This is a genomic window from Streptomyces sp. 17_S59 (assembly GCF_056930295.1).
Genome location: NZ_JBXOWD010000001.1, coordinates 4,579,449 through 4,603,843 on the forward strand (window position 1 = coordinate 4,579,449; position 24,395 = coordinate 4,603,843).

Below are 24,395 nucleotides of genomic sequence, written 5' to 3' on the forward strand. Positions count from 1 at the left end.
CGCCGCCCGTGAGGGAGGCGGGCGCTGGGCCCCGTCGGCGACAGGAGGAACACCATGGGGCGCTTTGTCGCGAGGCGACTGCTCCAGATGATCCCGGTCTTCATCGGGACCACATTGCTCATTTTCCTGATGGTGTATTCGCTCCCCGGCGATCCCATCAAGGCACTCTTCGGCTCCAAGGCAGCCGACCCCGCGACAGTCGAGAGACTGCGCCACCAGTACGGCCTCGACAAGCCGTTGCTCGAGCAGTACTGGGACTACATCACCGGTCTGTTCCAGGGCGACTTCGGGCAGAGCTTCACCGGCCGGCCCGTCGCCGACCTGATGAAGGACGCCTTCCCGGTCACCATCCGGCTCGCGCTCTTCTCGTTCGCCATCGAGGTCGTGCTGGGCGTCAGCCTCGGCATGCTGACCGGTCTGAAGCGCGGCAAGCTGGTCGACCAGCTCGTGCTGGTGCTCACCCTGATCGTCGTGTCGATCCCGGTCTTCGTGATCGGCTTCCTCACCCAGTTCACGCTGGGCATGAAGTGGAAGATCATCACGCCGACCGTCCAGGACTCCATGGACCTCGGGCAGCTGTTCGTCCCGGCCATGGTGCTCGCCGCGCTCTCGCTCGCGTACGTCACGCGCCTGACGCGCACCACCGTGGTGGAGAACCTCCGCGCCGACTTCATGCGCACGGCCGTGGCCAAGGGCCTGCCGCGGCGCCGGATCCTGGGCGTGCACCTCATGCGCAACTCCCTGATCCCCGTCGTCACCTTCCTCGGCACCGACCTCGGCATGCTGATGGGCGGCGCGATCGTCACCGAGGGCATCTTCAACGTCCAGGGCGTGGGCAACACGCTCTTCCGGGCCATCCAGACCAGTGAGGGCCCGACCGTTGTCGGCATCGTGACCGTGCTCGTTCTCGTCTACCTCGTGAGCAGCCTGGTCGTCGACCTGCTGTACGCCGTTCTGGACCCGAGGATCCGCTATGCCTGAGAAGACTTTGACTCCCGAGGCCGGTCCGGGACCGGAGGCGGTCGTCGCGACCGCGCCGAAGAACGACCAGAACAAGCCCCGCTCCCTCGGCCAGGACGCCTGGCGCGAGCTGCGCCGCAGCCCGCTGTTCTGGATCTCCGGCGTGCTGCTGGTGCTGTTCGTCCTGATGGCGGCATTCCCCTCGGTGTTCACGGACGCGGACCCGCGCCAGGCCAACCTGCGGGACCACTACCTGGGCGCCCCGAACTGGAGCCACTTCTTCCAAGAGGACTGGTTCGGTTACAACATCCAGGGCCAGAGCGTGTACGCCCGTACGATCTACGGGGCTCGTGCCTCGATCATCGTCGGCATCTGCGTCACCCTGGCCGTCACCGTGGTCGGCGGGCTCGTCGGCATGCTGGCCGGCTACTTCGGTGGCTGGATCGATGCCCTGCTCTCCCGTCTCACCGACATCTTCTTCGGCATCCCGCTGCTGCTCGGCGGCCTCGTCGTGCTGCAGGCGTTCACCCACCGCACCGTGTGGACGGTGGTGCTCGGCCTGACCGTCTTCGGCTGGATGCAGATCGCGCGCGTCATGCGCGGTGCGGTCATCACGCAGAAGCAGGCGGACTTCGTGACCGCCGCCAAGGCCCTCGGCGCGGGCACCAACCGGATCCTCTTCCGGCACATCCTGCCCAACGCCATCGGCCCGGTGATCGTCGTCGCCACCATCGCGCTCGGCGGCTACATCTCCACCGAGGCGACGCTGTCGTACCTCGGCATCGGCCTCCAGGACCCGGTCATCTCCTGGGGTGTCGACATTTCCGAGGCTCAGAAGAACCTGCGTGACGCCCCGCACAACCTCCTGGTTCCGGCCACCTTCCTGAGCCTGACCGTGCTGGCGTTCATCCTGCTCGGCGACGCGGTGCGCGACGCCCTCGACCCCAAGCTGCGCTGAGGGAGGCGTACGTGACCACCACCACCGAGAAGACGGCGAACGTGCCCGAGCCGCGCTCCGGGGACACGGACGGCACCCCGCTGCTCGAAGTCCGCGACCTGCACGTGGAGTTCCACACCCGCGACGGTGTCGCCAAGGCCGTCAACGGCGTCAACTACTCCGTCAACGCGGGTGAGACGCTGGCCGTCCTGGGCGAGTCCGGTTCCGGCAAGTCCGTGACCGCGCAGGCCATCATGGGCATCCTCGACATGCCGCCCGGCAAGATCCCGCAGGGCGAGATCTTCTTCCGCGGCCAGGACATGCTGAAGATGTCCGCCGAGGAGCGCCGGAAGATCCGTGGCAGCAAGATCGCCATGATCTTCCAGGACGCGCTGTCCTCGCTGAACCCCGTGCTCAGCGTGGGCTACCAGCTCGGCGAGATGTTCCGCGTCCACCAGGGCCTCTCCAAGAAGGAGGCCAAGCTCAAGGCCATCGAGCTGATGGACCGGGTGCGCATCCCGGCCGCGAAGGAGCGCGTGGGGGACTACCCGCACCAGTTCTCGGGCGGTATGCGGCAGCGCATCATGATCGCGATGGCGCTGGCCCTCGAACCCGACCTGATCATCGCGGACGAGCCGACGACCGCTCTGGACGTGACCGTCCAGGCCCAGGTGATGGACCTCCTCGCCGAGCTGCAGCGCGAGTTCAACATGGGTCTGATCCTGATCACCCACGACCTGGGTGTCGTCGCCGACGTCGCCGACAAGATCGCGGTGATGTACGCGGGACGGATCGTCGAGACCGCCCCCGTCCACGAGCTGTACAAGCGCCCGGCCCACCCGTACACCCGGGGTCTGCTGGACTCCATCCCGCGCCTGGACCAGAAGGGCCAGGAGCTGTACGCGATCAAGGGTCTGCCGCCCAACCTGCTGCGTATCCCGGCCGGTTGCGCATTCAACCCGCGCTGCCCCAAGGCGCAGGACATCTGCCGCACCGAGACCCCGGCGCTGCTGGACGTCACGGAGCGGGACGGCGCCGCGCTGCCGGGCCGCCGCAGCGCGTGCCACTTCTGGAAGGAGACGATCCATGGCTGAGAACAGCAAGAAGGACGAGGCCGTGGACGCGACTCCGAACGTCTCCGAGGTCGAGGTCAGCGACGCGAGCACGACCGCCGAGGTGGAGGCCGTCCTCGACGCCCCCGTCGAGCGCGGTGAGCCGATCCTGCAGGTGCGGAACCTGGTCAAGCACTTCCCGCTGACCCAGGGCATCCTCTTCAAGAAGCAGGTCGGCGCGGTCAAGGCCGTCGACGGCGTCTCCTTCGACCTCTACCAGGGCGAGACGCTGGGCATCGTCGGCGAGTCCGGCTGCGGCAAGTCCACGGTCGCCAAGCTGCTGATGACCCTGGAGACGGCCACCTCGGGCGAGGTCTTCTACAAGGGCCAGGACATCACCAGGCTGTCCGGCCGCGCGCTGAAGGCCGTGCGCCGCAACATCCAGATGGTCTTCCAGGACCCGTACACCTCGCTGAATCCGCGCATGACGGTCGGCGACATCATCGGCGAGCCCTTCGAGATCCACCCCGAGGTGGCTCCCAAGGGCGACCGCCGCAAGCGGGTCCAGGAACTGCTGGACGTCGTGGGCCTCAACCCCGAGTACATCAACCGCTACCCGCACCAGTTCTCCGGCGGTCAGCGCCAGCGCATCGGCATCGCTCGCGGCCTGGCGCTCAACCCCGAGATCATCATCTGCGACGAGCCGGTCTCGGCGCTGGACGTCTCGGTGCAGGCGCAGGTCGTCAACCTGATGGAGAAGCTCCAGGACGAGTTCAACCTCTCCTACATCTTCATCGCGCACGACCTGTCCATCGTCCGGCACATCTCCGACCGCGTCGGCGTGATGTACCTGGGCAAGATGGCCGAGATCGGTACGGACTCGGAGATCTACGACCACCCGACCCACCCCTACACGCAGGCGCTGCTGTCGGCCGTGCCCGTGCCGGACCCGGACGCCCGCGAGGGCCGGGAGCGCATCATCCTCACCGGCGACGTCCCGTCCCCGGCCAACCCGCCGTCCGGCTGCCGCTTCCGCACCCGCTGCTGGAAGGCGCAGGACAAGTGCGCCGAGGAGATCCCGCTGCTGGCGGTGCCGGAGGTCTTCGCGGGCAAGAACACGCCGGCGGCACACGAGTCGGCGTGCCACTTCGCGGAGGAGAAGGACGTGGTGCACGCGGCGTAGCTTTTGCGTCGCCGCGTTGCAGGGGGCTCTCCCGTTCGGGGGAGCCCCCTGTGCGTTCTCGCGTGGTCAGTGTGCAGCTCGGAGGCCGCCGGTCTTGATTCCGGCCACGAAGGCCGCCCAGGCCGGCGAGCCCAAGACGATGGCGGGGCCGTGGTGGCGTTTGCTGTCACGGACGGGAACGCTTCCGGGGAAGCCATCGGCAACCTCAACGCAGGCGTTTTCCAATCCGCTATAGCTCGACTTTCTCCACTGCACTGTGCTCAGGCCGGTTATGTCGGGCACTGGTATTCCTCCAGGTATTCACGAACGAGTTCCAGCGATTCGCGTTCCGGCAGCGCCAAGCCGCGTACGGAGTCGAAACGTTGGGAAAGCTCCACCACTCGCTTGGGGGACTCCACCAACTCCCCTGATCCGAACGATCGACGTAGGCCAGGGTAGAGCCGTTGGGCGCGGTGAGGAGTGTCAGGCTCCCGCCGAGCATCCAGTATTCGCCCCGTGCGAAGGGCAGAACCTGAATCGTGGCATCCGGGTTCTCGGCAACCTTCATGATGTGGGTGAGCTGGTCGGCCATGGTCTCGCGTCCGCCGACCGGCCGTTTGAGTGCCGCCTCGTCCATGACTGCCCAGTAGGGTGGCGGTTCCTCACGGGTGAACACGCGCTGGCGCCCCATCCGGAGGCCCACGGTTTCGTCAAAGTATTCTCTCGGCGCTTTGGGGCGGGCTGTGCGGAGCAGCGCCCGTGCGTAGTTCTCCGTCTGCAGCAGCGACGGGACGGTGCTGCTGGTGAAGACTTGGATGCGTTCGGCCTGACCCTCCCTCGCGGCGGCCTTTCGCCCGTAGTCCTGAACCGACCCTTCGCGAGCCATCTCCAGCAGCTTGATCAGCGTTCCGCCCATGTCGAAGCGCTGGTCCAGGGTGGCTGTCAGGGCATCGGACGGAAGTTGCGCGCCGCTTTCCACCCTGTGGATGTAGGTGTGGCCATAGCGCGTTTCCTCCGCGAGGTCGCGCAATGACAGCCCCTCGCGCTTCCTGAGGTGCTCGATCATCGCTCCGAGTACCTGGCGTGCTGTCAGGTGTTCGTCCTGTTCGCGCTCGGTCATCGAACAACCGCCCGTCGCCATCTGCGAGTTGTGTACAGGTCCCCTCTGGCGAGGATATGCCCCTGTGCTCAATCTTGGTAACCGCCTGATCACGGAGCGCAAGGGGTGCTGATGCCCCCTGCCCATCGCCAGGCATGCAAGACCCCCGCGACCGAGCGACCGGTCCGGGGGCGTGGCCAACGCTGACAAGGAGCGCAGACAGTGCACGACTCTATCCATCGGTGCCTCGCGTGGGCGAGAGCAGTCTTCCGGCCGAATGCTTCCGGTCGCGACGCCCGCACTTGTCCCGGTCCCGGTTCCGGTTCGGCGCAGGTGTCCGTACGGCCTCCGCGCCCCACCGACTGGCCGATCGACAGCGGCAACGACACGACTCACATGCTGTGGGTGACGGCGCACGGCATCAACATCGTTCCCCGCCAGGCGGCAGCGGCGGAGGTGGACCGGTGAACGCGGAGCCGTCCGGCGTAGGAGCGTTGGTCGTGGACGTCCGACGGGATCGCGTCGGCACAGTAGTGGGCTCAGTCGGCGAGCGGCTGTCGCTGCGGGCGTACGACGGGCGGGAGTGGGAGGCGTTCACCTGTGATGTCCGCCCGGCCACAACGGGCGACGAACTCCGGGTGAAAACGGCCGACTTCAACCGTCGGAACAAGCGAGAGCGGGGCATGGCGTGAGCGGGACGGTCATCGGACACGGGACGGCATCCGAGCCGCGGCGTCCCCGGTGCGAGGAGTGTCAGGCCATCAAGCGCAAGAGGGCCCAGGCCCTGGAAGCCGGCGACCGCCAGGCGGCCGTGCGGCTGACGACAGCCATGGGGGTGCATTTGCGGGAGGCGCACTGAGGGCAGTCCCGGGGGCGTCGAACCGCCCCCGAGCCCGTACGTATAGGTACCTCAAGTGGCGCTGCGTCACCGACCGACCGGCTTGGGGTCGCCGCGTCCGCCGCAAAAACACGAATTTCGCTGACCTGCTGCGATGACGTGATTGTCAGTGCTGAGTGGTAGAGAAGCGACCGTGAGTCTCTCCGCCACGCCCGGTGAGTCAGGCCGCACCGGGCTGTACCGCTTGTACGACGCCCAGGACATGCTGCTGTACATCGGCATAGCCAACGACCCGCGCCGTCGATGGGCGCAGCACGCCCGCGACAAGCGCGACACCTGGTGGCCGCAGGTCGCAACGAAGGAAGTCGAATGGTTTGCCACGCGCGAGACCGCGGCCGACGCCGAACAGACGGCGATCGTGGCTGAACGCCCTTTGCACAACGCGGTCGGCAGCCTACGGAACGAGCACGGCGCCCGGGTCCGGGACGGCATGGCGCGCAAACAACTGCTGACACAGCTCTCAGCGCAGATCCCCCTCACCTACTTGGTAACGGCCCAGCGTTGCCTGGACCGCTGGGTGCTGCGCGCCCGGGATCTGCCCGAGGTTCATGCCCAGGCCAAAAGGCTCTCGACCGCCGAGCGGAAGATCCGGCACCTGATCACGCGGACGGTCGGCTGTGAGCCGGACACCTTCACCTGGGGTTCTCGTAACGGAACAGGTACTGGCCGGGGTTGATGGTGATGGTCCGGCCAGTGACGGTGATGCCGTCGATGCGGTTCCACGTCTCGGTGAACGCCTCGGGCAGGTCCACGGAGAACGTCCGGTGTTCGGTTGCGGTCGTCATGGCGCGCCTCCCAGATTCCGGTGTGAAGGCACCCCGCCTCGCGCCGGGGTGCCGCTGGTGGCCGGTCCGCCTCACGGGGAGTGCAGGCTGTCCGGGCGGACCGGCTGCCCCTAGGACAGCGCCACCGCACCGGGTGCTGGAAGCCATTCGAGGATGCCGGGGGTTGCCGTCGGGTTGCCGACCGTTGCCTTCTGCCGGGTTGCCCTGTTCCCGGCGACGCGAGCGTGGCAGCACACTAGGGCCGTCCCCTGGCCGGGAGGTGGTTGCGCCCATGAGTGCCGTGCTCGAACGCCATCCGCTCCATACACTTCTTGCCCGCGAGCGCACCACCGCCGCCGCGTACCTCAAGCGGGTAGCCGACCGGCACCAGGCCCTCGGCTACGGGCAGATGGCCTACCGCAAGGAGAAGTTCTCCCGCTGGATCGGCGGCACCGAGCCGGAGCTGACGGCTCAGCTCGCCATGGCCGACCTGCACGGCATCGGCCCGGAGGAGGTCCACCGCCGTGGCTGGCCCGACTGGCTTCTGCTGGCTCTGCATGACGACCGATCCGTATGGGAGTTGCCGTGGACGGTGGCGGGTACGGTGAAAGCACTGGAGCAAGCGGAAGGGCATCCGGTGGACCGACGCGGCTTCGTCATCGCCTCACTGGGCACGCTCGCCTCAACCGGCGCCCACTGGGCCGCCACCACCCCCATCGCCGTCGCCGCCACCCGCGGCCGACACGTCGGCTCGGGCGCCGCCGACCTCTTCGAGACCCGCTTGGACACCCTGCGTCACCTGGATGACGCCGTCGGCTCCACTCACGCCTACGCCGCCGCCATCGCCGAGTTACAGCTGATCACCGGCGTGCTCACCACCAGCACCTATACCGATGCCACCGGGCGCCGCCTGTACACAGCCGCTGCCGAAGCGTGCCGGCTCGCCGGATGGTGCGCGTACGACAGCGGGCGCCTGGCGGACGCCGAGAAACGCTTCACCACCGCCCTGCGGGCCGCCGCAACCGGCGACAACCCCACCCTGGGCGCGAGCACGTTGGCTTTCTGGGCCAACCTCCGCTATAGCGCGAACGACCCCTACGGCGCCCTCGGCCTCGTCGAACGCGCCCTGGACCACCGGCACAAAATCATCTCCGGGCGAGTGCTGGCCATGCTCCACGCCCGCGCGGCCCGGGCCCACTCCAAGGCCGGCGAACCCACCGCCGCCTACCGTGCCGTCGACGCCGCGTTCGCCGCCTACGACCGGTCCGGCCTCGCCGCGCACGACCTGCCCTCGATGTACTGGCTGACGCATGGCGAGATCCACGAGGTCGCCGCGTCCTGCGCACTCTCCCTCGGCGAGCCGGCCCGGGCGCTGGAGCACTTCGACGCCGCCCTGCGGCACGAGGACCCCTACGACACCCACACCGAGGCCCGCGGCGCGGGTATCTACCTCGCCCGCCAGGCCGAGGCCCACCTCGCGCTCGGCGACGTGGACGCCGCCGTCGCCGTCGCCGAGCGGGCCATCGAGCAGCTGGGCGGGGCCGACTCCGCCCGCGGCACCAGCACCCTGGCCGACCTGCGCGGTCAGCTCGCCGCCCACGGCACGACCCGCCCCGTCGCGGACTTCCTCGACCTCACCGTATAGCCGTCATTCAGGAGGCCAGACGCAGCTGCTCGACGGCCTGGTGTTCCAGCGGTTCTGAGCCCCGGCACGTACCCGACGTGCCTGACGAACATCGGATATCTGTAAGGCATGTACGGCAAGAGGCATGTTGCTAGCGAGGGGCCCATGCCCAGCGCCGCGGCCTCGACACAGCCGACGTTCGGCCCGGCAGCACGCAGCGGCACACGGAAGCGCGACGCGGCCCCGTGGACCGGCGGCGCGGCCCTGAAGAACCCCACGGGCGGGATCTGCTCCAGCGGTTTCGCGGTCAAGGACCGCTCCGGGAACTTCATGCTCTCCGCCGCGAAGCACTGCGACGGCAACGAAGGGTACTGGCAGACCTGGGGCAGGCGGGGGCCTCGATCGAGTGAAGGGCTCGCTGACGCTGTCTGCGAGGGGCGCCGACGTTCGGATGATCCCGAGTATGAGCCTCGAACGCGTCACCATCACGATCCCGAGTGAGACCCTGACCGCGGCCAAGGAGGCAGCCGACCGTGAGGGGCTCAGCGTCTCGGCCTGGCTGTCGTGCGCGGCCGAGCGTGCAGCCAAGGCCGAGGCGCCTGGCAGCCGCGGAACAGGTGCTGAGGGAGATCGGGCCCCCGGCCCGCGACGAGCAAGCATGGGTGGACGACTTCATGGACGCGGTCACCCGACCCAGCGCTGCCGCTCAGACGCCGCGCCGCTGATACGCGCTGCCGAGCCCGTAGGCGAGGATGCCGCCCAGGACCCATCCCACCGTCGTGAGAGCGGCGACGATCCAGCTGGTGATGCCATGGGGGATCCAGAGGGTGCGCTGCCCCAGGTTCACCACAGGGAGGAGCAGGTCGAGGGCGTAGAGGAGGGGCTGGAAGTGCCGCTCCGTGTCCTGGGGGTCGGCCGACTCCAGGGCGGTCGTCGGCTGGAGGTCGTTACTGTTCCAGCAGAAGTAGGCCCAGCCGAAGACCGCGAAGAGAGACAGGGCCCACAGCACCCGCGCCGGGTAGTAGCCGTAGCCGACGGTCGGGCGCAGCAGCCAGGACCAGATTCTCTCCATCCAGCGGTCGCGCGGACGCTCGCGCTGTCCCGCGTACAGCGCTTTACGGGCGAAGTCATCGCGGCCCGATACCCGGTAGACGGAGGCCAACTGCTGGTAGTTCTGGGCGGAGTAGGACTCGCTGTCATTGAGCCAGCGGATCCGCTCACGGACAGCCAGGATGTTGAGGTTCCACAGCGTTTCGTAGGTGAAGCCGTCCAGCCGAGCCTGTTTCCGAGGCCAGAAGGTCGGCGTGTCCTTGAGAGACCGGGCCTTGACCTGGCGCAAGTCGACGGTACCGTTCACCGGATCGCCGGAGATCAGCTCAAGAGTGCCTTTGATGGTTGTCCCCTCGAGGGTCAGTGCGAGTTCGTTCCGGCCTCCGCTCAGATTCGGTTGGTGGATCTTCAGATCCGATGCGACGCGCGCACTGCGCATGCAGAGTGAGCCCTCGATCGTCACGTTGTCGAACTCCACGTCCTGGCCGGCCGTGAACCGGTCCAGGACCAGTGCCTCCTTTCCGGAGCTGTGGATGCCGCCGCCCACGACGACACGGCCGGACACGGTGGCACCGGACAGATCGACCCTGCCATGGGCGAGAAAGGTGTCCCGGAACAGCAAGCTGGTGCGTACCTGAAGCTGGCGCGCGGAGATCGCGTCGCTGTCGCGGTTGTCGAAGGACCCGTTGCTCCAGACGGCCCGCCCGCCGACCTCTGCACCGACGAGAACCACCTTTCCGGTGATGGCGAAGCCGTCGCTGAGCAACATGTCCCGGGTGACCTTGACGCCGCGAAGACTGAAGGTCTCCTCCTCGGGCATGGGGTTGTGGATCGATCCGCCCCGGCAGTCGAGAGTGCCGCTGATCACCGCATCGGTCAGGATTACTCTGCCTCGTGCACGGAAGCCGCTTCTGTCCGCGTCTTGATCACTTGTCTCCTTGCTGAAGACGACGTCGCGGCCGACTGTCAGTCCGGTCGCGTCGATTGCCGTATCACCGGGATTCGTGAAGCTTCCACCGCTGGCCATCAGGCTTCCCGAGATGTGGGCACCCGCCAGCATCGTCCGCCCTTCGACGGTGCAACCGTCCTGGCACCGCATGTGCTGCTTGATCCTGGCCCGGGCCAGATCCAGGGCGGGATCCTTTCCGGGGCGGTGGAATTCCGCGTTGTCCAGGCGGAGAGACCCTCCGATGGCCGCCCCGGTGAAGTCCACCGTGCCTTTTGCGTGCGCCCCTTCGAAGACAACATCCTCTTTGGTTGCGACATAGTGGGCTTTCAGGGAGCAGCCGCCGCTGTGGTCGAGCCGGGCATCGCTGAGGTCGAGCTGACCGCTGATCTGCGCGCCCACCAGGCTGATCGGTCCCGAGACGGTGATCCTGTCGAAAACCGCGTCCGAGCCGACGGAGATGTCGTTCAGTTCGAGGGTGTACTCCGACTGACTGCTGCCGTGGAACGTACTGTCCTGAAGGCTCAGCAGCCCGTCGATCCGGGCACGCGGCAGTTTGATGTAGTCGCAGGTGGTGCCTACCAGGGTGAGGCTGTTGTAGGCGTGCAGCTGTGCTGCTTCGACCCCGTCGAGGTGGCAGTGGTTCAGGTAGACGGCGGGCGCGGTGGTCTGCCGCAGGTTGATGACCTCCGAGAAGTGGCAGCCGGTGAGTTCGAGAGTGCCGTGCAGGGTGGCGGCCTCGAAATCCAGGATCCCGTCGATCCTGGCGCCCCTGAGGCGCAGCCGGACGATGCCGGGGGAGATATCCGGGTCGGTGAGCAGGACGCGCAGGACTCCCGCCCGAATGGTGCGGTCGGGGCCCCAGCCTTCCCCGGCACTCGGATCGCCGCTGCCGAGATCGGTCTCCCGGCCGGCCCGGGCGTCCGCGAAGAGCTGCCGCTCACGGTCGGACCAGCGTACGGGGAAGGGCTGCACCGTCATCGGGACCCCTGGATCGCTCGGTTCGGTATCTCCTGGATCAAGTTAGCGACGGCTGGACACACCCTTGGAATGGAAATCCGGGATTGATCTGGTTGCGCTAATTCCCCCGCCCCTATGGGGGCTCGGCCGCTGCCGCGCGACCGGGGTAGATTCATCTGTAAACGATCAACGGGGGAGAACAACCATGCCGTCCGCCGCCACCCGGCCGCGCATCCTGTACGTCACCGACCTGGCCTACGAGGCCAAGGGCCGCCGCTACTGCGACGAGGACATATACCTGACGTCCCGGCTCCGCGATGCATTCGACCTCGCGCTGTGCCACCCGCTGGACGCGGCCGCGCTGCTGGAGACGGGCGCCTTCGACGCCGTCGTCGTCCGCAACAGCGGGCCCGTGCTGCACTACCAGGCCGCGTACGAGGACTTCCGCGCCCGCGCCGAGCAGGCCGGCGTCCCGGTCTACAACCAGCTGACCGGCAAGGCCGACATGGCGGGCAAGCAGTACCTGCTGGAGCTGAGCGCCCAGGGCTACCCGGTCATCCCGACCGTCGACCGCGCCGCGGACCTCGGCCGGCTGCCGCGCGTGGCCGAGTACGTGGCCAAGCCGAAGGCGGGCGCGGATTCCATTGGGCTGCGCTTCGTGGGGGCCGAGGGCCTGGAGGGGCTGCCCTTCGAGGACGGCATCCTCGTCCAGCCCCGCATCCACTTCCGCTACGAGGTGTCCTTCTACTTCGTCGACCACGCCTTCCAGTACGCGCTGTACGCGCCGGACCCGGACCGTCGCTGGGTCCTGGAGCAGTACGAGCCGACCGCCGCCGACCTGGCCTTCGCGCAGCGCTTCGTCGGCTGGAACGACATCGAGCACGGCATCCAGCGCGTGGACGCCTGCCGGACGCCCGAGGGCGAGCTGCTGCTCGTAGAGCTGGAGGACCTCAATCCCTATCTGTCCCTGGACCTGCTGGACGACGGGGCCCGCGACGCCTTCGTGGCGAGCATGAAGGCGTCGCTGCGGGGGATGGTCGAGCGGGCCCGCCGGTAGCGGGCCCCCGGCCGGCGGTCGTTACGCCGCCGCCCCCGCCGTGCCACCGAAGAACTCCTTGGCCTCGCGCAGCGCGTCCGCGTCCGACGGTATGGTGCCGGGCTCGTTGCCGTGGCCGAGGAGGGCGCCGCCCCAGTGCATGCCCATGTAGCGGGCGGACGCCTGCAGCGTGCCCAGCAGGGGCTCGGCCACCCCGGGGTCGGTCGAGTGGGACACATTGACCGACCACATGGTCTTGCCGGTCATCCGCCGCCGGAACCGCGTCTCCGGCAGGTGCAGCCAGTTGACCCAGTAGTCCAGGTAGAGCTTGGTGCTGGCCGAGACGTTGTACCAGTAGACCGGCGAGACGAGGACCAGGTCGGTCGCTTCGAGCGTGGCGTCGAAGAGCACCCGCTCATTGCCGGTCGGCTCCGCGTACTCCCGCCCGTCCTCGTGCCGCAGGTCCTCGAACGGCGCCAGCGGCAGCTCGCTCAGCCGCAGCCACCGCTGCTCCGCCCCCGCGGGCAGCTGCGCTGCGGCCTCCCGCGCGAGCTGCTCGGTGTTCCCGTCGGTGCGTGAGCCGCCGAGCAGGAAGAGGAAGGAGCGCTGCGTCTGAGTGTCTGTCATGAGTGATCCCCCTGTGGTGACGGCTGGATTCGTACCAGCGATCGAATGCAACAGCGTTTGCGCCGGGCGCATTCCTCGGCGGTACGGCGCGTTCTCGTCTCACCCGGGGCGCAGCGGCCTCCGTAGCGTGTGCACCGGCCATCCGGCTCACTTGTGCATCGGGAGGATCCATGCGTACGTCGAAACGCCTGATGACTCTGCTGTCGGCCGCCGGACTGACGGTCGCCGGACTGTGCACCACCTCGGCCGCGGCTCCGGCGGCGAAACCGCCGGTCAAGGTCGGTTTCATGATCGCGTCGAACATGAACAACAGATGCATGGAGGTCAGACAGGGCAACACCGGCGTCGGCGCGCTCGTGGGCATGTGGGACTGTCAGGGCTCCTCGCAGGAGCGGTGGTACTGGGACGGCCTCACGATCCGCAGTGACCTCAACGGCAAATGCCTCGACGTCGTCGCCGGGAACGCCGAAAACGGTGCCGCCCTCAACATGTGGGACTGCTACGGCGGCGCCCCGCAGCAGTGGGTGTGGGACGGCAGCCGCCTGCGCAATCCCGTGTACAACCGGTGCCTGACCATCGCCAACGGCAACTGGTACGTCGGGGCCGCGGTCATCATGTGGGACTGCAATCAGGGGAGCAACCAGCAGTGGCACACCACGTGACGCGGGTGGGCTGACCGGGATCGTTCCGGCTGTCAGGCCTGCGAGCAGTGGGCCTGGCAGTGGGATCAGTAGGGGACTGGCAAGGCTTCTTGCTCGATGCCTGCTATGAACGTGGCCCAGGCGCGTTTATGGAAGAGCAAGTCGGGGTTGTGGGGGTATTTGCTGTCGCAGGCCGCCTGAGGCCGGGGCAGGCTCGTGGATCTGCCTCTCGCGATCAGTCGTGCCAGATGACGCGAACGATGACGATGAGCTGACCTCGGGCATCGGCCATGAAGAACAGAAATCCGCGGGACAAGTCGATCGAACGGAGGCCGCCGCCATGCGCGGGCCCACGGCCCACATGGCTGGTGTCCCGGCCCAGAACTGCGAGTGAGGTCGCGATCTGTTCCACCTCGGCGACGACCCCCGGAGGAAGCCCGCCGATCACATGCTCGGCGTCGGGGTCGTACTCCCAGGTCCAGTCAGGACTCACGCGACGACCTCGGCACGTGCCGCGTCGACCAGGGTGCCGATCTCGGAGATCGCGGCCCGAGCCGCCTCAGGGTCCAGACCTGCGTCGACGATGGCTTCCAGCTCATGGAACCTGACAGCTCGCTCCGGATGACGTTCTATGGCGATGACGATGCCCCAGTACTCGGTGAACGATCGCAGCGGCAAGGTGCTGTCCTGCGCCTGTGCCTCGGTAGCCGCGTGGACCAAGTGCTCGTTCAGCTCGTCGAGCCGGGACGGGACGAGTCGGGCGACGGCGGCCCGCAGTCCTTCCGGCGTCAGCGGTGGCATCGGGAACGCAGTGGCAGAAGACACAGGCTGAGCGCTCATGCCTTCATCCTGTCACCTTCGACCTCGCGGTGTGCCGCGCGGACGATTTCGCCGGACGCCCACACGCTCCGATCCCTTACCGCTACCCACCCCGCCTGTCACTCACACGTACGGGCGGTTTACGCGCGGGTTCGCACAGGTATCCCCACCCCACACCACCGCATGAGGTGTTATTTACCGCGTAAGTGATATTTGTGCGCCATTCGAGGAGGCACCCTCCATGCGTGGAGCCCAGCGCACCCCCGTGCGCACGCGCGCCAAGGCAGTGCTCGCCGTCTGCGCGGTGGGGGCCGTGACGCTGTCGGCCGGCGGCTGCTTCGGCGGGGGCGGGAGCGGGGTGACCGGCGCCGGGACGCTGCGGGCCTCCTGGGGGGATCCGCAGAATCCGCTGGAGCCCGCCAACACCAACGAGGTGCAGGGCGGCAAGGTCCTCGACATGGTGTTCCGGGGGCTCAAGCGGTACGACCCCAGGACCGGTGCCGCCCAGAACATGCTCGCCGAGAAGATCGAGAGCACCGACCAGCAGAACTTCACCATCACCGTCAAGGACGGCTGGACGTTCAGCAACGGCGAGAAGGTCACCGCCAAGTCCTTCGTCGACGCCTGGAACTACGCCGCCCTCGTCGACAACAAGCAGAAGAACGCCTCCTTCTTCCAGGACGTCGAGGGCTACGACAAGGTCCACCCCGCCTCCGGCTCCGCCACCGCGAAGACGCTCAGCGGGCTGGTCGTCCAGGACGGGCGGACCTTCACCGTCAAGCTGCACACGAAGTTCTCCACTTGGCCCGACACCCTCGGCTACGCGGCCTACGCCCCGCTGCCCGAGGCGTTCTTCAAGGACCACGCGGGCTGGCTCAAGAGACCCGTGGGCAACGGGCCTTACGTGATCAACTCGTACACCAAGGGCTCCTCGATGCTGCTCTCCCGCTGGGAGGGCTACCCCGGTGACGACAAAGCCCAGAACGCCGCGGTCGAACTGCGGGTCTACACCGACAACAACACCGCCTACACCGACCTGCTGGCCGGGAACCTCGACATCGTCGACGACATTCCCAGCGCGCAGCTGAGGAACGTCAAGAAGGACCTCGGCGACCGCTACATCAACCAGCCCGCGGGCATCATCCAGACCATCGCCTTCCCGATGTACGACCCCGCCTGGTCCAAGCCGGGCATGGAGAAGGTCCGCCGGGGCCTGTCCATGGCGATCAACCGCGACCAGATCACCGACCAGATCTACCGGAAGACCCGCACCCCGGCCTCCGACTGGACCTCGCCCGTCCTGGGCGAGCAGGGCGGCTACAAGGCGGGCCTGTGCGGCAGCGCCTGCACCTACAACCCCGCCGAGGCCAAGCGGCTGATCCAGGAGGGCGGCGGGCTGCCCGGCGGCAAGGTCACCATCACCTCCAACGTCGACAGCGGCTCCCACCGGCTGTGGATGGACGCCGTCTGCAACAGCATCAACAACGCCCTCGGCAATGACGGCGCCTGCACGGTCAACCCCGTCGGCACCTTCGCGGACTTCCGCAACCAGATCTCCGAACAGCGCATGACCAGCATGTTCCGCTCCGGCTGGCAGATGGACTACCCGCTCGTCCAGAACTTCCTCCAGCCCCTCTACTACACCGACGCCTCCTCCAACAACGGCAAGTTCAGCGACCCGCGGTTCGACAAGCTCGTCGACGAGGCCAATGCCGAGTCCGACACGGCCAAGGCGGTGGCCAGGTTCCAGGACGCGGAGAAGATCCTCGCGGCCCAGATGCCCGCCATTCCGCTCTGGTACCAGAACGGCAACGCGGGCTACTCCGAGAGCATCTCCGACGTGGAGCTGAACGCCTTCAGCGTGCCCGTCTACCAGCGGATCTCGATCAAGTAACCCGCGTTCAAGCAACCTGCGTTCAAGCAACCCGCGTTCCCCGGAGAAGGTCATGGGACGGTATGTGATCCGGCGGCTGCTCCAGATGATCCCCGTGTTCATCGGCAGCACGTTCCTGATCTTCTTCATGGTCTACGCCCTCGGCGACCCCGTCGCCGCACTCTTCGGCGACAAGGCCCCCGACCCCGCGACGGCCGCGCGCATCCGCCGGGACCTCTACCTCGACGAGCCGCTCTGGAAGCAATACGGCCACTACATGGGCCAGATCCTCACCGGCGACTTCGGCACCGCCTTCAACGGGCAGAAGGTCACCGAGCTGATGGCCGACGCCTTCCCCGTGACCGTACGCCTCACGCTCGTCGCGATCCTCTTCGAGATCGCCGTCGGCATCACGCTCGGCCTCCTCAGCGGGCTGCGGCGCGGGCGGTCGCTCGACACGACCGTGCTGCTGCTCACCCTGGTCGTGGTCTCCATCCCGACCTTCGTCAGCGGCTATGTGCTCCAGTACCTGTTCGGCGTGAAGTGGGCGGTGGTGTCCCCGTCCGTCTCGCCGTACGCGCCCTACGACGAACTGCTCCTGCCCGGCGTCGTCCTGGGCCTGGTCTCGCTCGCCTACGTCACCCGGCTGACGCGCACCTCCATCGCCGAGAACTCCCGTGCCGACTACCTGCGCACGGCCGTCGCCAAGGGCCTGCCCCGGCGCCGCGTCATCACCCGGCACCTGCTGCGCAACTCCCTCATCCCCGTCGTCACCTTCATCGGTACCGACGTCGGCGCGCTCATGGGCGGGGCCATCGTCACCGAGCGGATCTTCAACATCCACGGTGTGGGATTCGTGCTCTACCAGGGCATCCTGCGGCAGAACTCGCCGACCGTCGTCGGCTTCGTGACGATCCTGGTCATCGTCTTCCTGGTGGCCAACCTGCTCGTCGACCTCCTCTACGCCGTGCTCGACCCGAGGATCCGCTATGCCTGAGCCCGATCCGCCCGCGCAGCAGCCGTACGACCGCGACCCGGCGCCCGGCTCCGGACCCGGCGAGGCGATGGACGTCGTCACCCCCGCCGGAGGCGGTGCCATGTCCCTGGCCACCGAGGACGCCCAGGCATTGGAGAAGGGGCCGGTGCCCGGCGGCCCGGCCAGCGGCAAGGCCCGCAGCCTGTGGTCCGACGCCTGGCACGACCTGCGGCGGAACCCCGTCTTCGTCGTCTCCGCGCTGGTCATCCTCTTCCTGATCCTCATCGCGATCTGGCCGGGGCTCGTCGCGAGCGGCAATCCGCTCCAGTGCGACCTGGCCAAGGCCCAGGACGGCTACCGGCCCGGCCATCCCTTCGGCTTCGACACCCAGGGCTGCGACGTCTACACCCGCACCGTCTACGGCGCACGGGCCTCGATCACCGTCGGCGTCTGCGCCACGAGCGGGGCCGCACTGCTGGGGAGCGTGCTGGGCGGGCTGGCCGGGTTCTTCGGCGGCTGGTGGGACGCGCTGCTGTCCCGGATCGCCGACGTCTTCTTCGGCATCCCGATCATCCTGGGCGGGCTGGTCTTCCTGTCCGTGGTCACCAGTGGCTCGGTGTGGCCGGTGGTCGGCTTCATCGTGCTGCTGGGCTGGCCGCAGGTCTCCCGCATCGCACGCGGCGCGGTCGTCGGCGCCAAGCAGCACGACTATGTGCAGGCCGCCCGCTCCCTCGGCGCCGGGAACGCACGGCTGCTGCTGCGGCACATCGCGCCCAACGCCGTCGCGCCCGTCATCGTCGTGGCCACCATCGCCCTCGGCACGTACATCGCCCTGGAGGCGACGCTGTCGTTCATCGGCGTCGGGCTCAAACCGCCCACCGTCTCCTGGGGGATCGACATCTCCAGCGCCTCGAACCAGATCCGCAACGCCCCGCACATGCTGCTGTGGCCGGCGGGGGCGCTGAGCGTCACGGTGCTCGCGTTCATCATGCTCGGCGACGCGGTGCGCGACGCCCTCGACCCCAAGCTGCGGTGAGGAGACGAGTAATGACGGTGCATCAGACGGCGACCGCTCTCCTCGACGTACGCGATCTGCACGTGGAGTTCCGCACCCGGGAGGGCGTGGCCAAGGCCGTCAACGGCGTGAGCTATACCGTCGCCGCGGGCGAGACGCTGGCCGTGCTCGGGGAGTCCGGTTCCGGCAAGTCGGTGACGGCACAGGCCGTCATGGGCATCCTCGACTCGCCGCCGGGACGGATCACCGGGGGCGAGGTGCTCTTCCACGGCGAGGACCTGCTGACGATGGGCGAGGATCGGCGGCGCCGGCTGCGGGGCGCCAAGCTGGCCATGATCTTCCAGGACGCGCTGTCCGCGCTCAACCCCGTGCTGTCCGTCGGGGCACAGCTCGGCGAGATGTACGAGGTGCACCAGGGCATGACGCGCAAGACCGCCCGCGCGCGGGCAGTCGAGCTGATGGACCGGGTGCGCATCCCGGCCGCGAAGGAGCGGGTGGGGGACTACCCGCACCAGTTCTCGGGCGGCATGCGCCAGCGCATCATGATCGCGATGGCGCTGGCGCTGGAGCCGGACCTGATCATCGCGGACGAGCCGACGACCGCTCTGGACGTGACCGTCCAGGCCCAGGTGATGGACCTGCTCGCCGAGCTGCAGCGCGAGTTCACCATGGGTCTCATCCTCATCACCCACGACCTGGGTGTCGTCGCCGACGTCGCCGACAAGATCGCGGTGATGTACGCGGGACGGATCGTCGAGACCGCCCCCGTGCACCAGCTGTACGCCGCGCCCGCGCACCCCTACACCAAGGGCCTGCTGGACTCCATCCCCCGGCTCGACCGGAAGGGCCAGGAGCTGTACGCCATCAAGGGCCTGCCGCCCAGCCTGACCGCCATTCCGCCCGGCTGCCCCTTCAACCCCCGCTGTCCCATGGCCCGGGACATCTGCCGCACGGACCGGCCGCCGCTGTTCCCGGTGGGGCCGGGGCGGGCCAGCGCCTGCCACTTCTGGAAGGAGACCCTCGGTGACACCGGCAGGAGCTGACGGCGAGCCGATCCTGGAGGTGCGGGACCTGGTCAAGCACTACCCGCTGACCCAGGGCATCCTCTTCAAGAAGCAGGTCGGCGCGGTGCGCGCGGTGGACGGCGTCTCCTTCGACCTGCGACGGGGCGAGACGCTCGGCATCGTCGGGGAATCCGGCTGCGGCAAGTCCACGGTCGCCAAGCTGCTCGTCCATCTGGAACGCCCCACCGCCGGACGGATCCGCTACAAGGGCGAGGACATCACCAATCTGTCCGGCCGTGCGCTGAAGGCCGTGCGCCGCAACATCCAGATGGTCTTCCAGGACCCGTACACCTCGCTGAACCCGCGGATGACGGTCGGCGACATCATCGGCGAGCCCTTCGAGATCCACCCCGAGGCGGCCCCCAAGGGCAGCCGCCGCCATAAGGTGCGCGAACTCCTCGACGTGGTCGGCCTCAACCCCGAGCACATCAACCGCTACCCGCACCAGTTCTCCGGCGGCCAGCGCCAGCGCATCGGCATCGCGCGGGGCCTCGCGCTGCGGCCGGAGGTGATCGTCGCGGACGAGCCGGTGTCGGCGCTCGACGTCTCGGTGCAGGCCCAGGTGGTGAACCTGCTGGAGCGGCTGCAGGACGCCTTCGAGCTGTCGTACGTCTTCATCGCGCACGACCTGTCCGTGGTGCGGCACATCTCGGACCGGGTGGCGGTGATGTACCTGGGCCGCTTCGCGGAAGTGGGCACGGACCAGCAGATCTACGAGCACCCGACGCACCCCTATACGCAGGCGCTGCTGTCGGCGGTCCCGGTGCCGGACCCGGCCGCGCGGGAGCGCCGGGGCCGGATCCTGCTGGCGGGGGACATTCCGTCCCCCGCCAACCCGCCGTCGGGGTGCCGGTTCCGCACGCGGTGCTGGAAGGCGCGGGAGAAGTGCGCGCTGGTGGTGCCGCCGCTGGAGGTGCCGGAGTGGTTCCGGGAGGGCGGGGGGCCAGCGGCGCATGATTCGGCGTGCCATTTTGCGGAGGAGCGGCCGGTTGTGCCGGGGGGCGAGGGCGGTTTGGCGCCGCCGGGCGGATGAGCCGTCACTCCGGCTTCGGCAGGGCCCGCAGGCGTTGCATCTGGGTGTGGCTGAGGTCGTGGGCCCGTCGCATGTGCCGGGAGATGACCTCGAGTTCTTCGTCGGTGTGCTCGTCGAGCAGTGCCTGCCAGGCCGGGCCCAGGTCGTCCCACACAGTGGTGACGCGGGCGACGCGCTCCGGCACCGGCGTGACCAGCACCCGGCGGCGGTCCTGCGGGTCGGGCGCCCGGACGACGTAGCCGCCGCGTTCGAGCCGGTCCACCAGGCGCGTGGCCCTCGACGCCGCCCTCGCCGGAGCGGATTCCCTCTTCGCGGTCACCCCCCTTCGGCACCGACATCGCCATCGAAGCCCGGCAGGGCAAGGCCCTCGTCGACGCCGCGGCGGCTGCCCGCCTCGGGCACATCGTGCTCACCTCCGCCGCCCACGCGGACCGCGGCACCGAGGTCCCGCACTACGAGAGCAAGTTCGCGGTCGAACAGTACCTGCACGCGGCCGGCGTGCCGTGGACCGTGATCGCCCCGGCGGCGTTCATGGACAACTACACCAGCGGCTGGACCCTCGACGGATTGCGCCAGGGCACATTCGCCTGGCCCATGCCCGCCGACCGGTCGCTCACCCTCATCCCCGCCGCCGACATCGGCGCGTTCGCGGCGCTGACCCTCCGGCGCCGCGACGAATTCGCCGGGCGGCGCATCGACATCGCTTGCGACGAGTGCACCCCGGCCCGGATGGCGGAGATCCTCACGGCTGCCACCGGCCGATCGCCCACCAGGAGGTGCCCCTGGCCCACGTCCGGCCCCGGTCCTTCGACCTGGCAGCCATGTTCGAGTACTTCACCACCGCCGGCCTCGACGTCGACGTCACCGGGCTGCGCCGCGAATACCCCGAAGTCGGCTGGCACAGCTTCGCCGACTGGGCCACGGGTCAGGACTGGAACACGCACCTGTCCGCCGCACCCGCGCATCGCTGACTTTCCCCCCGCCCCCCGCCAATCTCTGCAGGAGCACCCCCACCGTGAAGCCCATCGGCTACTGGCTCAACCGCACCGACAAGGCCCTCACCCACCACATGAACAACATGCTGGCGGAATTCGGCCTCACCCGGACTGCATGGCAGGTCCTCAACGTCATCGACGACAGCCCCCGGGCCACCGACGCCGACGTCCTGTCGGTGCTCTCCGCCAACGCCGACGTCCCCACACTGACCGCCGCTGTCGACACCGTTCTCACCGACGGCTGGGCCACCCGCCCCGCACCGGACCGGCTGGCCCTGACCGCTGACGGCCGTCAACGCCTCGCCGCCGTCGCGGAACGCATCGACGCGTTCCGCACCCTGTCCGCCGCCGGAATCTCCCCGGAGGACTACCGCACCGCCGTCCACGTCCTGGAACGCATGGCCCTCAACGTCGAAGCGGCAGCGGACACCGATCCCACGCGATGACCACTCGCTCCGCCGGGCATGCGGCGCGGAATGCTTCCGCACGAAGGCTGTTGCATTCGGTCACCGGTACGAATTCTGGTACCCGTGCTGGGGGACCCTCCCATGACAGACACTCAGACGCAGCGCTCCTTCCTCTTCCTGCTCGGCGGTGCACGGACCGACGGGAACACCGAGCAGCTCGCGCGGGAGGCCGCGGCGCAGCTGCCCGCGGGGACGGAGCAGCGATGGCTGCGGCGCAGAAACCGCCCGTACGTGTGAGTAGCAGGCGGGGTGGACAGCAGTAGGGGGCTGGAGCGTGTCCACGCTCCAGCCCCCAGGTCAGGCGGAATGCGCCTCGCGCAGATGGACGCCCATGGCCGTGGTCAGACGGGTGGCCTCCGTCAGATCGTCGGCTTCAAGAGCCCGGTACCGATTGCGCCGGATGTCCGAGCACGTTTCGCACCGCTGGTGGGCGGGGGTGACTTCGGGCTGGCCTCGTCCTTGCCGGCTGCGCTCGTTGACGTCGGCCACTTTGGTGCGGAGGGTATCGGTGCCGGTTGCGGGCTGAAGGTCGCAGAGGAGGGCCTCCCACTCCGTGCCACCGCCGCCGGGTGTGCGCAGCAGGATGCGCCCGCTGACGATGTCGACGACCTCGCCGACGCGGTCTCGACGGGCGTCGAGCACGAGGGATCCGACTTCCGGTGGTGTGCCGTCCGTCATCGGTGCGCCTCCTGGCGGGGGCGGAGGTCGATGCCGTGTGCCGTGACCCAGAGGAAGGTGGTGGGGTGCGGGGAATCCACCGGAGGTAGCGACAACGGAGCCAATCCGCACTGATGACGATCAGGACCGCTGACCTCGAACGGAACCCTCTTCCGCCTGAGCCAGCGGCGGATAAACTTCACCATGTCGACGCTCCTTACGCAGCGTTGGCCGTGCCCCGGGACTGGTCGCAACAGTCGCCGGGGCTTTTGGTTTTGGCACACAGGTGCCCCATGAGTCCTCTCCGGAGCTGACCGATCGCCCGGCGAGGGCACGTCACGCAGCATTGCCCACCAGCCAAGGGGGTCGCAACACATCCCACGAATGTGCATACGCACGGGTGAACTCGCGCCCAAGGCAGCCGGTGTCGTGCGAAACACTGTGTGACAAGACTCCTTCGCGACACACCAGGGGGCTGGAACATGCCTGCGATTCCCACCGTTCGTCGCCGCATGCTCGGAGCCGAACTCCGTGCACTACGGGGCGGGTTGGGTTACACAGCAGACGAGATGGCCAAGCGCCTCGGGTGGCATCAGACCAAGGTGAGCCGCATCGAGAACGGACGCTCCGGAGTCCGGGTCAACGAGTTGAAAGCACTACTGGACCTCTACGGAGTGACGAACTCCGAGGCGCGGGAAGGCCTGATTGATCTGGCGCGTGAAAGCAAGGGACGCATGTGGTGGACGCCGTACTCGGACGTGATCACCCCGCGATACGCGTCGTACATCGCGTTGGAGACGGAAGCGGCATCCAAGCGGACCTTCGAGACGACGCTCGTCCCAGGTCTGTTGCAGACGCCGGAATACACCCGCGCCGTCATCAAAGCACTGGCTCCCGACACCGAGCCGGAGGCGGTCGACGCCTTGGTCAACGTGCGGCTCGCCCGGCAGAACGCCACGCTGCGCCGGTCCTCCCCGCTCAGACTATCGGCCATCCTGGATGAGGCCACGATGCGACGGTCGACCGGCGGAGCACAGGTGATGGTCAAACAGCTTCACTACCTGCTGGAGGCTTCCGAGCAGTCCAACATCACCATTCAAGTGCTGCCCTTCGCGTCGGGCGGGCACGTGGGCATGCTGGGTTCATTCGCAATTCTTCAGTTCCCGGTCCGCAGCGATCTTGACGTGGTGTACACCGAGTCGTACGTCAGTAGCATGCAGTTCGAGCGACGGACCGACCTTGCGACCTACAGCAGCATGTTCGACACACTCCGCGCCACCGCGCTCGACGAGGAACAGTCACGCAATCTGATCTCGCGCACCGTGAAGGACCTTCAATGAGCCACATGGAACGGCAAGAGACGAGTCGCTGCCAACTCATATGGCACAAAAGCAGCTACAGCGGTCACCAGACGGACTGCTTACAGACCGCAGCCGGCCTCCCCGACCTCACCCCTGTCGGCGACAGCAAGCACCCCCACGGCCCCATCTTGCTCTTCCCTCAACGGGCTTGGGCCACGTTCATAGCAGCCGTCAAGCAAGAAACCTCAGGCGCCCTTGCCCCCGTCGTCACATGCCGACGGGCCGCTCCCTAGCCCACTACCAGCGGACCGAACCCTCGAGCATCGGAGACCCCGCGGCCTACCGCACAACTTCGTCCTCAGAGGCTGATCTGAGCCCAGAGCAGTGCGGTACTTTCCCCGCAGCGCAGTCAGGGGATACGAGAAGGTCTTTAGCTCCC

The 24,395-nt window shown here is 68.1% G+C and carries 30 protein-coding genes and 1 pseudogene; 21 read left to right on the forward strand and 10 right to left on the reverse strand.

Features of this window, described 5'->3' with window-relative positions; genetic code table 11:
* The first annotated feature begins 54 nt into the window (after nucleotides 1–54).
* The 4 genes from AC1Z4A_RS20805 to AC1Z4A_RS20820 are packed head-to-tail and all read left to right on the forward strand — an operon-like array spanning nucleotide 55 to nucleotide 4,132.
* On the forward strand, nucleotides 55–981 hold the full coding sequence (locus AC1Z4A_RS20805; protein WP_483680961.1) for an ABC transporter permease: 927 nt from the start codon (nucleotides 55–57) through the stop codon (nucleotides 979–981).
* Entirely contained in the window at nucleotides 974–1,918 is a 945-nt protein-coding gene (locus AC1Z4A_RS20810) for an ABC transporter permease (RefSeq protein WP_483680964.1), read from the forward strand. The genes AC1Z4A_RS20805 and AC1Z4A_RS20810 overlap by 8 nt, the downstream gene beginning before the upstream one ends.
* 11 nt (nucleotides 1,919–1,929) lie before the next feature.
* The gene (locus tag AC1Z4A_RS20815) at nucleotides 1,930–2,991 is read left to right on the forward strand and encodes an ABC transporter ATP-binding protein (protein ID WP_483680965.1); all 1,062 of its coding nucleotides are present in this window, start codon (nucleotides 1,930–1,932) and stop codon (nucleotides 2,989–2,991) included.
* Nucleotides 2,984–4,132, forward strand: a complete 1,149-nt coding sequence (locus AC1Z4A_RS20820) for an ABC transporter ATP-binding protein (protein WP_483680968.1) — start codon at nucleotides 2,984–2,986, stop codon at nucleotides 4,130–4,132. The genes AC1Z4A_RS20815 and AC1Z4A_RS20820 overlap by 8 nt, the downstream gene beginning before the upstream one ends.
* Nucleotides 4,133–4,198: 66 nt before the next feature.
* Here AC1Z4A_RS20820 and AC1Z4A_RS20825 read toward each other — a convergent pair whose 3' ends face one another.
* Entirely contained in the window at nucleotides 4,199–4,414 is a 216-nt protein-coding gene (locus AC1Z4A_RS20825) for a DUF397 domain-containing protein (protein ID WP_483680970.1), read from the reverse strand.
* Entirely contained in the window at nucleotides 4,362–5,231 is an 870-nt protein-coding gene (locus AC1Z4A_RS20830; protein ID WP_483680971.1) for a helix-turn-helix domain-containing protein, read from the reverse strand. The genes AC1Z4A_RS20825 and AC1Z4A_RS20830 overlap by 53 nt, the downstream gene beginning before the upstream one ends.
* A gap of 312 nt (nucleotides 5,232–5,543) precedes the next feature.
* On the opposite strand from AC1Z4A_RS20830, the gene AC1Z4A_RS20835 reads away from it, so the two are divergent.
* The 3 genes from AC1Z4A_RS20835 (at nucleotide 5,544) to AC1Z4A_RS20845 (ending at nucleotide 6,784) form a co-directional block, all read left to right on the forward strand.
* Entirely contained in the window at nucleotides 5,544–5,678 is a 135-nt protein-coding gene (locus AC1Z4A_RS20835) for a hypothetical protein (protein ID WP_483680972.1), read from the forward strand.
* Complete coding sequence (locus tag AC1Z4A_RS20840; protein ID WP_483680973.1) at nucleotides 5,675–5,902, forward strand: hypothetical protein; 228 nt, start codon at nucleotides 5,675–5,677, stop codon at nucleotides 5,900–5,902. Before AC1Z4A_RS20835 ends, AC1Z4A_RS20840 begins: the two co-directional genes overlap by 4 nt.
* 339 nt (nucleotides 5,903–6,241) lie before the next feature.
* Entirely contained in the window at nucleotides 6,242–6,784 is a 543-nt protein-coding gene (locus AC1Z4A_RS20845; protein WP_483680975.1) for a GIY-YIG nuclease family protein, read from the forward strand.
* On the opposite strand, the gene AC1Z4A_RS20850 is transcribed toward AC1Z4A_RS20845, so the two are convergent.
* Nucleotides 6,741–6,893 carry a hypothetical protein gene (locus tag AC1Z4A_RS20850; RefSeq protein ID WP_483680977.1) on the reverse strand — a complete coding sequence of 51 codons (153 nt, stop codon included), beginning with the start codon at nucleotides 6,891–6,893 and terminating at the stop codon, nucleotides 6,741–6,743. The genes AC1Z4A_RS20845 and AC1Z4A_RS20850 overlap by 44 nt on opposite strands.
* Nucleotides 6,894–7,164: 271 nt before the next feature.
* Here AC1Z4A_RS20850 and AC1Z4A_RS20855 point away from each other — a divergent pair, with 271 nt between their 5' ends.
* On the forward strand, nucleotides 7,165–8,517 hold the full coding sequence (locus tag AC1Z4A_RS20855) for an NsdA family TPR-like regulatory protein (RefSeq protein WP_483680979.1): 1,353 nt from the start codon (nucleotides 7,165–7,167) through the stop codon (nucleotides 8,515–8,517).
* A gap of 685 nt (nucleotides 8,518–9,202) precedes the next feature.
* Here AC1Z4A_RS20855 and AC1Z4A_RS20860 read toward each other — a convergent pair.
* The gene (locus tag AC1Z4A_RS20860) at nucleotides 9,203–11,473 is read right to left on the reverse strand and encodes a hypothetical protein (protein ID WP_483680981.1); all 2,271 of its coding nucleotides are present in this window, start codon (nucleotides 11,471–11,473) and stop codon (nucleotides 9,203–9,205) included.
* Between the two features lie 184 nt (nucleotides 11,474–11,657).
* Between AC1Z4A_RS20860 and AC1Z4A_RS20865 the strand changes: the two genes are divergently transcribed.
* A complete protein-coding gene (locus tag AC1Z4A_RS20865; protein WP_483680983.1) occupies nucleotides 11,658–12,509 on the forward strand; it encodes an ATP-grasp domain-containing protein in 852 nt (283 codons plus the stop codon).
* A gap of 21 nt (nucleotides 12,510–12,530) precedes the next feature.
* On the opposite strand, the gene AC1Z4A_RS20870 is transcribed toward AC1Z4A_RS20865, so the two are convergent.
* Nucleotides 12,531–13,115 (reverse strand): flavodoxin family protein, encoded by a 585-nt coding sequence (locus AC1Z4A_RS20870; RefSeq protein ID WP_483680984.1) that lies wholly within the window; start codon nucleotides 13,113–13,115, stop codon nucleotides 12,531–12,533.
* Between the two features lie 170 nt (nucleotides 13,116–13,285).
* Between AC1Z4A_RS20870 and AC1Z4A_RS20875 the strand changes: the two genes are divergently transcribed.
* On the forward strand, nucleotides 13,286–13,777 hold the full coding sequence (locus AC1Z4A_RS20875; RefSeq protein ID WP_483680985.1) for an RICIN domain-containing protein: 492 nt from the start codon (nucleotides 13,286–13,288) through the stop codon (nucleotides 13,775–13,777).
* A gap of 214 nt (nucleotides 13,778–13,991) precedes the next feature.
* Here the strand turns inward: AC1Z4A_RS20875 and AC1Z4A_RS20880 are convergent, their stop codons facing one another.
* Together AC1Z4A_RS20880 and AC1Z4A_RS20885 are read right to left on the reverse strand one after the other, a co-directional pair.
* Nucleotides 13,992–14,249 carry a hypothetical protein gene (locus AC1Z4A_RS20880; protein ID WP_483680986.1) on the reverse strand — a complete coding sequence of 86 codons (258 nt, stop codon included), beginning with the start codon at nucleotides 14,247–14,249 and terminating at the stop codon, nucleotides 13,992–13,994.
* On the reverse strand, nucleotides 14,246–14,596 hold the full coding sequence (locus AC1Z4A_RS20885; protein WP_483680988.1) for a hypothetical protein: 351 nt from the start codon (nucleotides 14,594–14,596) through the stop codon (nucleotides 14,246–14,248). The genes AC1Z4A_RS20880 and AC1Z4A_RS20885 overlap by 4 nt, the downstream gene beginning before the upstream one ends.
* Nucleotides 14,597–14,816: 220 nt before the next feature.
* Between AC1Z4A_RS20885 and AC1Z4A_RS20890 the strand changes: the two genes are divergently transcribed.
* From AC1Z4A_RS20890 to AC1Z4A_RS20910, 5 genes are read left to right on the forward strand one after another with little or no spacing between them, the layout of a single operon-like run.
* Nucleotides 14,817–16,469, forward strand: coding sequence for a peptide ABC transporter substrate-binding protein (locus AC1Z4A_RS20890; protein WP_483680989.1), 1,653 nt, complete (start codon nucleotides 14,817–14,819; stop codon nucleotides 16,467–16,469).
* A 52-nt stretch (nucleotides 16,470–16,521) separates the two neighbouring features.
* A complete protein-coding gene (locus AC1Z4A_RS20895; protein WP_483680991.1) occupies nucleotides 16,522–17,445 on the forward strand; it encodes an ABC transporter permease in 924 nt (307 codons plus the stop codon).
* Complete coding sequence (locus AC1Z4A_RS20900; RefSeq protein ID WP_483680993.1) at nucleotides 17,438–18,460, forward strand: ABC transporter permease; 1,023 nt, start codon at nucleotides 17,438–17,440, stop codon at nucleotides 18,458–18,460. The genes AC1Z4A_RS20895 and AC1Z4A_RS20900 overlap by 8 nt, the downstream gene beginning before the upstream one ends.
* Nucleotides 18,461–18,471: 11 nt before the next feature.
* Nucleotides 18,472–19,482: an ABC transporter ATP-binding protein gene (locus tag AC1Z4A_RS20905; protein ID WP_483680995.1), complete on the forward strand. Its 1,011-nt coding sequence runs from the start codon at nucleotides 18,472–18,474 to the stop codon at nucleotides 19,480–19,482.
* Entirely contained in the window at nucleotides 19,463–20,536 is a 1,074-nt protein-coding gene (locus AC1Z4A_RS20910) for an ABC transporter ATP-binding protein (protein WP_483680997.1), read from the forward strand. The genes AC1Z4A_RS20905 and AC1Z4A_RS20910 overlap by 20 nt, the downstream gene beginning before the upstream one ends.
* Nucleotides 20,537–20,540: 4 nt before the next feature.
* Here the strand turns inward: AC1Z4A_RS20910 and AC1Z4A_RS20915 are convergent, their stop codons facing one another.
* Nucleotides 20,541–20,855 (reverse strand): MarR family winged helix-turn-helix transcriptional regulator, encoded by a 315-nt coding sequence (locus AC1Z4A_RS20915; RefSeq protein WP_483680999.1) that lies wholly within the window; start codon nucleotides 20,853–20,855, stop codon nucleotides 20,541–20,543.
* Nucleotides 20,852–21,025, reverse strand: coding sequence for a hypothetical protein (locus tag AC1Z4A_RS20920; protein ID WP_483681002.1), 174 nt, complete (start codon nucleotides 21,023–21,025; stop codon nucleotides 20,852–20,854). Before AC1Z4A_RS20920 ends, AC1Z4A_RS20915 begins: the two co-directional genes overlap by 4 nt.
* Between AC1Z4A_RS20920 and AC1Z4A_RS20925 the strand changes: the two are divergent.
* The 4 genes and pseudogenes from AC1Z4A_RS20925 to AC1Z4A_RS20940 form a co-directional block, all read left to right on the forward strand.
* Nucleotides 20,939–21,241 (forward strand): annotated as a pseudogene (locus tag AC1Z4A_RS20925) (NmrA family NAD(P)-binding protein); the annotation flags it as partial. The gene AC1Z4A_RS20920 and the pseudogene AC1Z4A_RS20925 overlap by 87 nt on opposite strands.
* Entirely contained in the window at nucleotides 21,241–21,507 is a 267-nt protein-coding gene (locus AC1Z4A_RS20930; protein ID WP_483681005.1) for a hypothetical protein, read from the forward strand. The pseudogene AC1Z4A_RS20925 and the gene AC1Z4A_RS20930, both read left to right, overlap by 1 nt.
* Before the next feature lie 44 nt (nucleotides 21,508–21,551).
* Entirely contained in the window at nucleotides 21,552–21,977 is a 426-nt protein-coding gene (locus AC1Z4A_RS20935) for a MarR family winged helix-turn-helix transcriptional regulator (RefSeq protein WP_483681008.1), read from the forward strand.
* 102 nt (nucleotides 21,978–22,079) lie between these two features.
* Nucleotides 22,080–22,235, forward strand: a complete 156-nt coding sequence (locus AC1Z4A_RS20940) for a hypothetical protein (protein ID WP_483681010.1) — start codon at nucleotides 22,080–22,082, stop codon at nucleotides 22,233–22,235.
* Nucleotides 22,236–22,295: 60 nt separating this feature from the next.
* Here the strand turns inward: AC1Z4A_RS20940 and AC1Z4A_RS20945 are convergent, their stop codons facing one another.
* Entirely contained in the window at nucleotides 22,296–22,676 is a 381-nt protein-coding gene (locus AC1Z4A_RS20945; RefSeq protein ID WP_483681012.1) for a hypothetical protein, read from the reverse strand.
* A 491-nt stretch (nucleotides 22,677–23,167) separates the two neighbouring features.
* Here AC1Z4A_RS20945 and AC1Z4A_RS20950 point away from each other — a divergent pair, with 491 nt between their 5' ends.
* On the forward strand, nucleotides 23,168–23,995 hold the full coding sequence (locus AC1Z4A_RS20950) for a helix-turn-helix domain-containing protein (protein WP_483683666.1): 828 nt from the start codon (nucleotides 23,168–23,170) through the stop codon (nucleotides 23,993–23,995).
* Nucleotides 23,996–24,000: 5 nt separating this feature from the next.
* Nucleotides 24,001–24,249: a DUF397 domain-containing protein gene (locus AC1Z4A_RS20955; RefSeq protein WP_483683667.1), complete on the forward strand. Its 249-nt coding sequence runs from the start codon at nucleotides 24,001–24,003 to the stop codon at nucleotides 24,247–24,249.
* Nucleotides 24,250–24,395: the final 146 nt, after the last annotated feature.

Bases quoted from the DNA above. Each gene is read 5' to 3' on its own strand.
- AC1Z4A_RS20805 (WP_483680961.1), top strand. From the start codon at position 55: ATGGGGCGCTTTGTCGCGAGGCGACTGCTCCAGATGATCCCGGTCTTC.
- AC1Z4A_RS20810 (WP_483680964.1), top strand. From the start codon at position 974: ATGCCTGAGAAGACTTTGACTCCCGAGGCCGGTCCGGGACCGGAGGCG.
- AC1Z4A_RS20820 (WP_483680968.1), top strand. From the start codon at position 2,984: ATGGCTGAGAACAGCAAGAAGGACGAGGCCGTGGACGCGACTCCGAAC.
- AC1Z4A_RS20830 (WP_483680971.1), bottom strand. From the start codon at position 5,231: ATGACCGAGCGCGAACAGGACGAACACCTGACAGCACGCCAGGTACTC.
- AC1Z4A_RS20850 (WP_483680977.1), bottom strand. From the start codon at position 6,893: ATGACGACCGCAACCGAACACCGGACGTTCTCCGTGGACCTGCCCGAG.
- AC1Z4A_RS20855 (WP_483680979.1), top strand. From the start codon at position 7,165: ATGAGTGCCGTGCTCGAACGCCATCCGCTCCATACACTTCTTGCCCGC.
- AC1Z4A_RS20860 (WP_483680981.1), bottom strand. From the start codon at position 11,473: ATGACGGTGCAGCCCTTCCCCGTACGCTGGTCCGACCGTGAGCGGCAG.
- AC1Z4A_RS20865 (WP_483680983.1), top strand. From the start codon at position 11,658: ATGCCGTCCGCCGCCACCCGGCCGCGCATCCTGTACGTCACCGACCTG.
- AC1Z4A_RS20870 (WP_483680984.1), bottom strand. From the start codon at position 13,115: ATGACAGACACTCAGACGCAGCGCTCCTTCCTCTTCCTGCTCGGCGGC.
- AC1Z4A_RS20875 (WP_483680985.1), top strand. From the start codon at position 13,286: ATGCGTACGTCGAAACGCCTGATGACTCTGCTGTCGGCCGCCGGACTG.
- AC1Z4A_RS20885 (WP_483680988.1), bottom strand. From the start codon at position 14,596: ATGAGCGCTCAGCCTGTGTCTTCTGCCACTGCGTTCCCGATGCCACCG.
- AC1Z4A_RS20890 (WP_483680989.1), top strand. From the start codon at position 14,817: ATGCGTGGAGCCCAGCGCACCCCCGTGCGCACGCGCGCCAAGGCAGTG.
- AC1Z4A_RS20895 (WP_483680991.1), top strand. From the start codon at position 16,522: ATGGGACGGTATGTGATCCGGCGGCTGCTCCAGATGATCCCCGTGTTC.
- AC1Z4A_RS20900 (WP_483680993.1), top strand. From the start codon at position 17,438: ATGCCTGAGCCCGATCCGCCCGCGCAGCAGCCGTACGACCGCGACCCG.
- AC1Z4A_RS20905 (WP_483680995.1), top strand. From the start codon at position 18,472: ATGACGGTGCATCAGACGGCGACCGCTCTCCTCGACGTACGCGATCTG.
- AC1Z4A_RS20940 (WP_483681010.1), top strand. From the start codon at position 22,080: ATGACAGACACTCAGACGCAGCGCTCCTTCCTCTTCCTGCTCGGCGGT.
- AC1Z4A_RS20945 (WP_483681012.1), bottom strand. From the start codon at position 22,676: ATGACGGACGGCACACCACCGGAAGTCGGATCCCTCGTGCTCGACGCC.
- AC1Z4A_RS20950 (WP_483683666.1), top strand. From the start codon at position 23,168: ATGCTCGGAGCCGAACTCCGTGCACTACGGGGCGGGTTGGGTTACACA.
- AC1Z4A_RS20955 (WP_483683667.1), top strand. From the start codon at position 24,001: ATGGAACGGCAAGAGACGAGTCGCTGCCAACTCATATGGCACAAAAGC.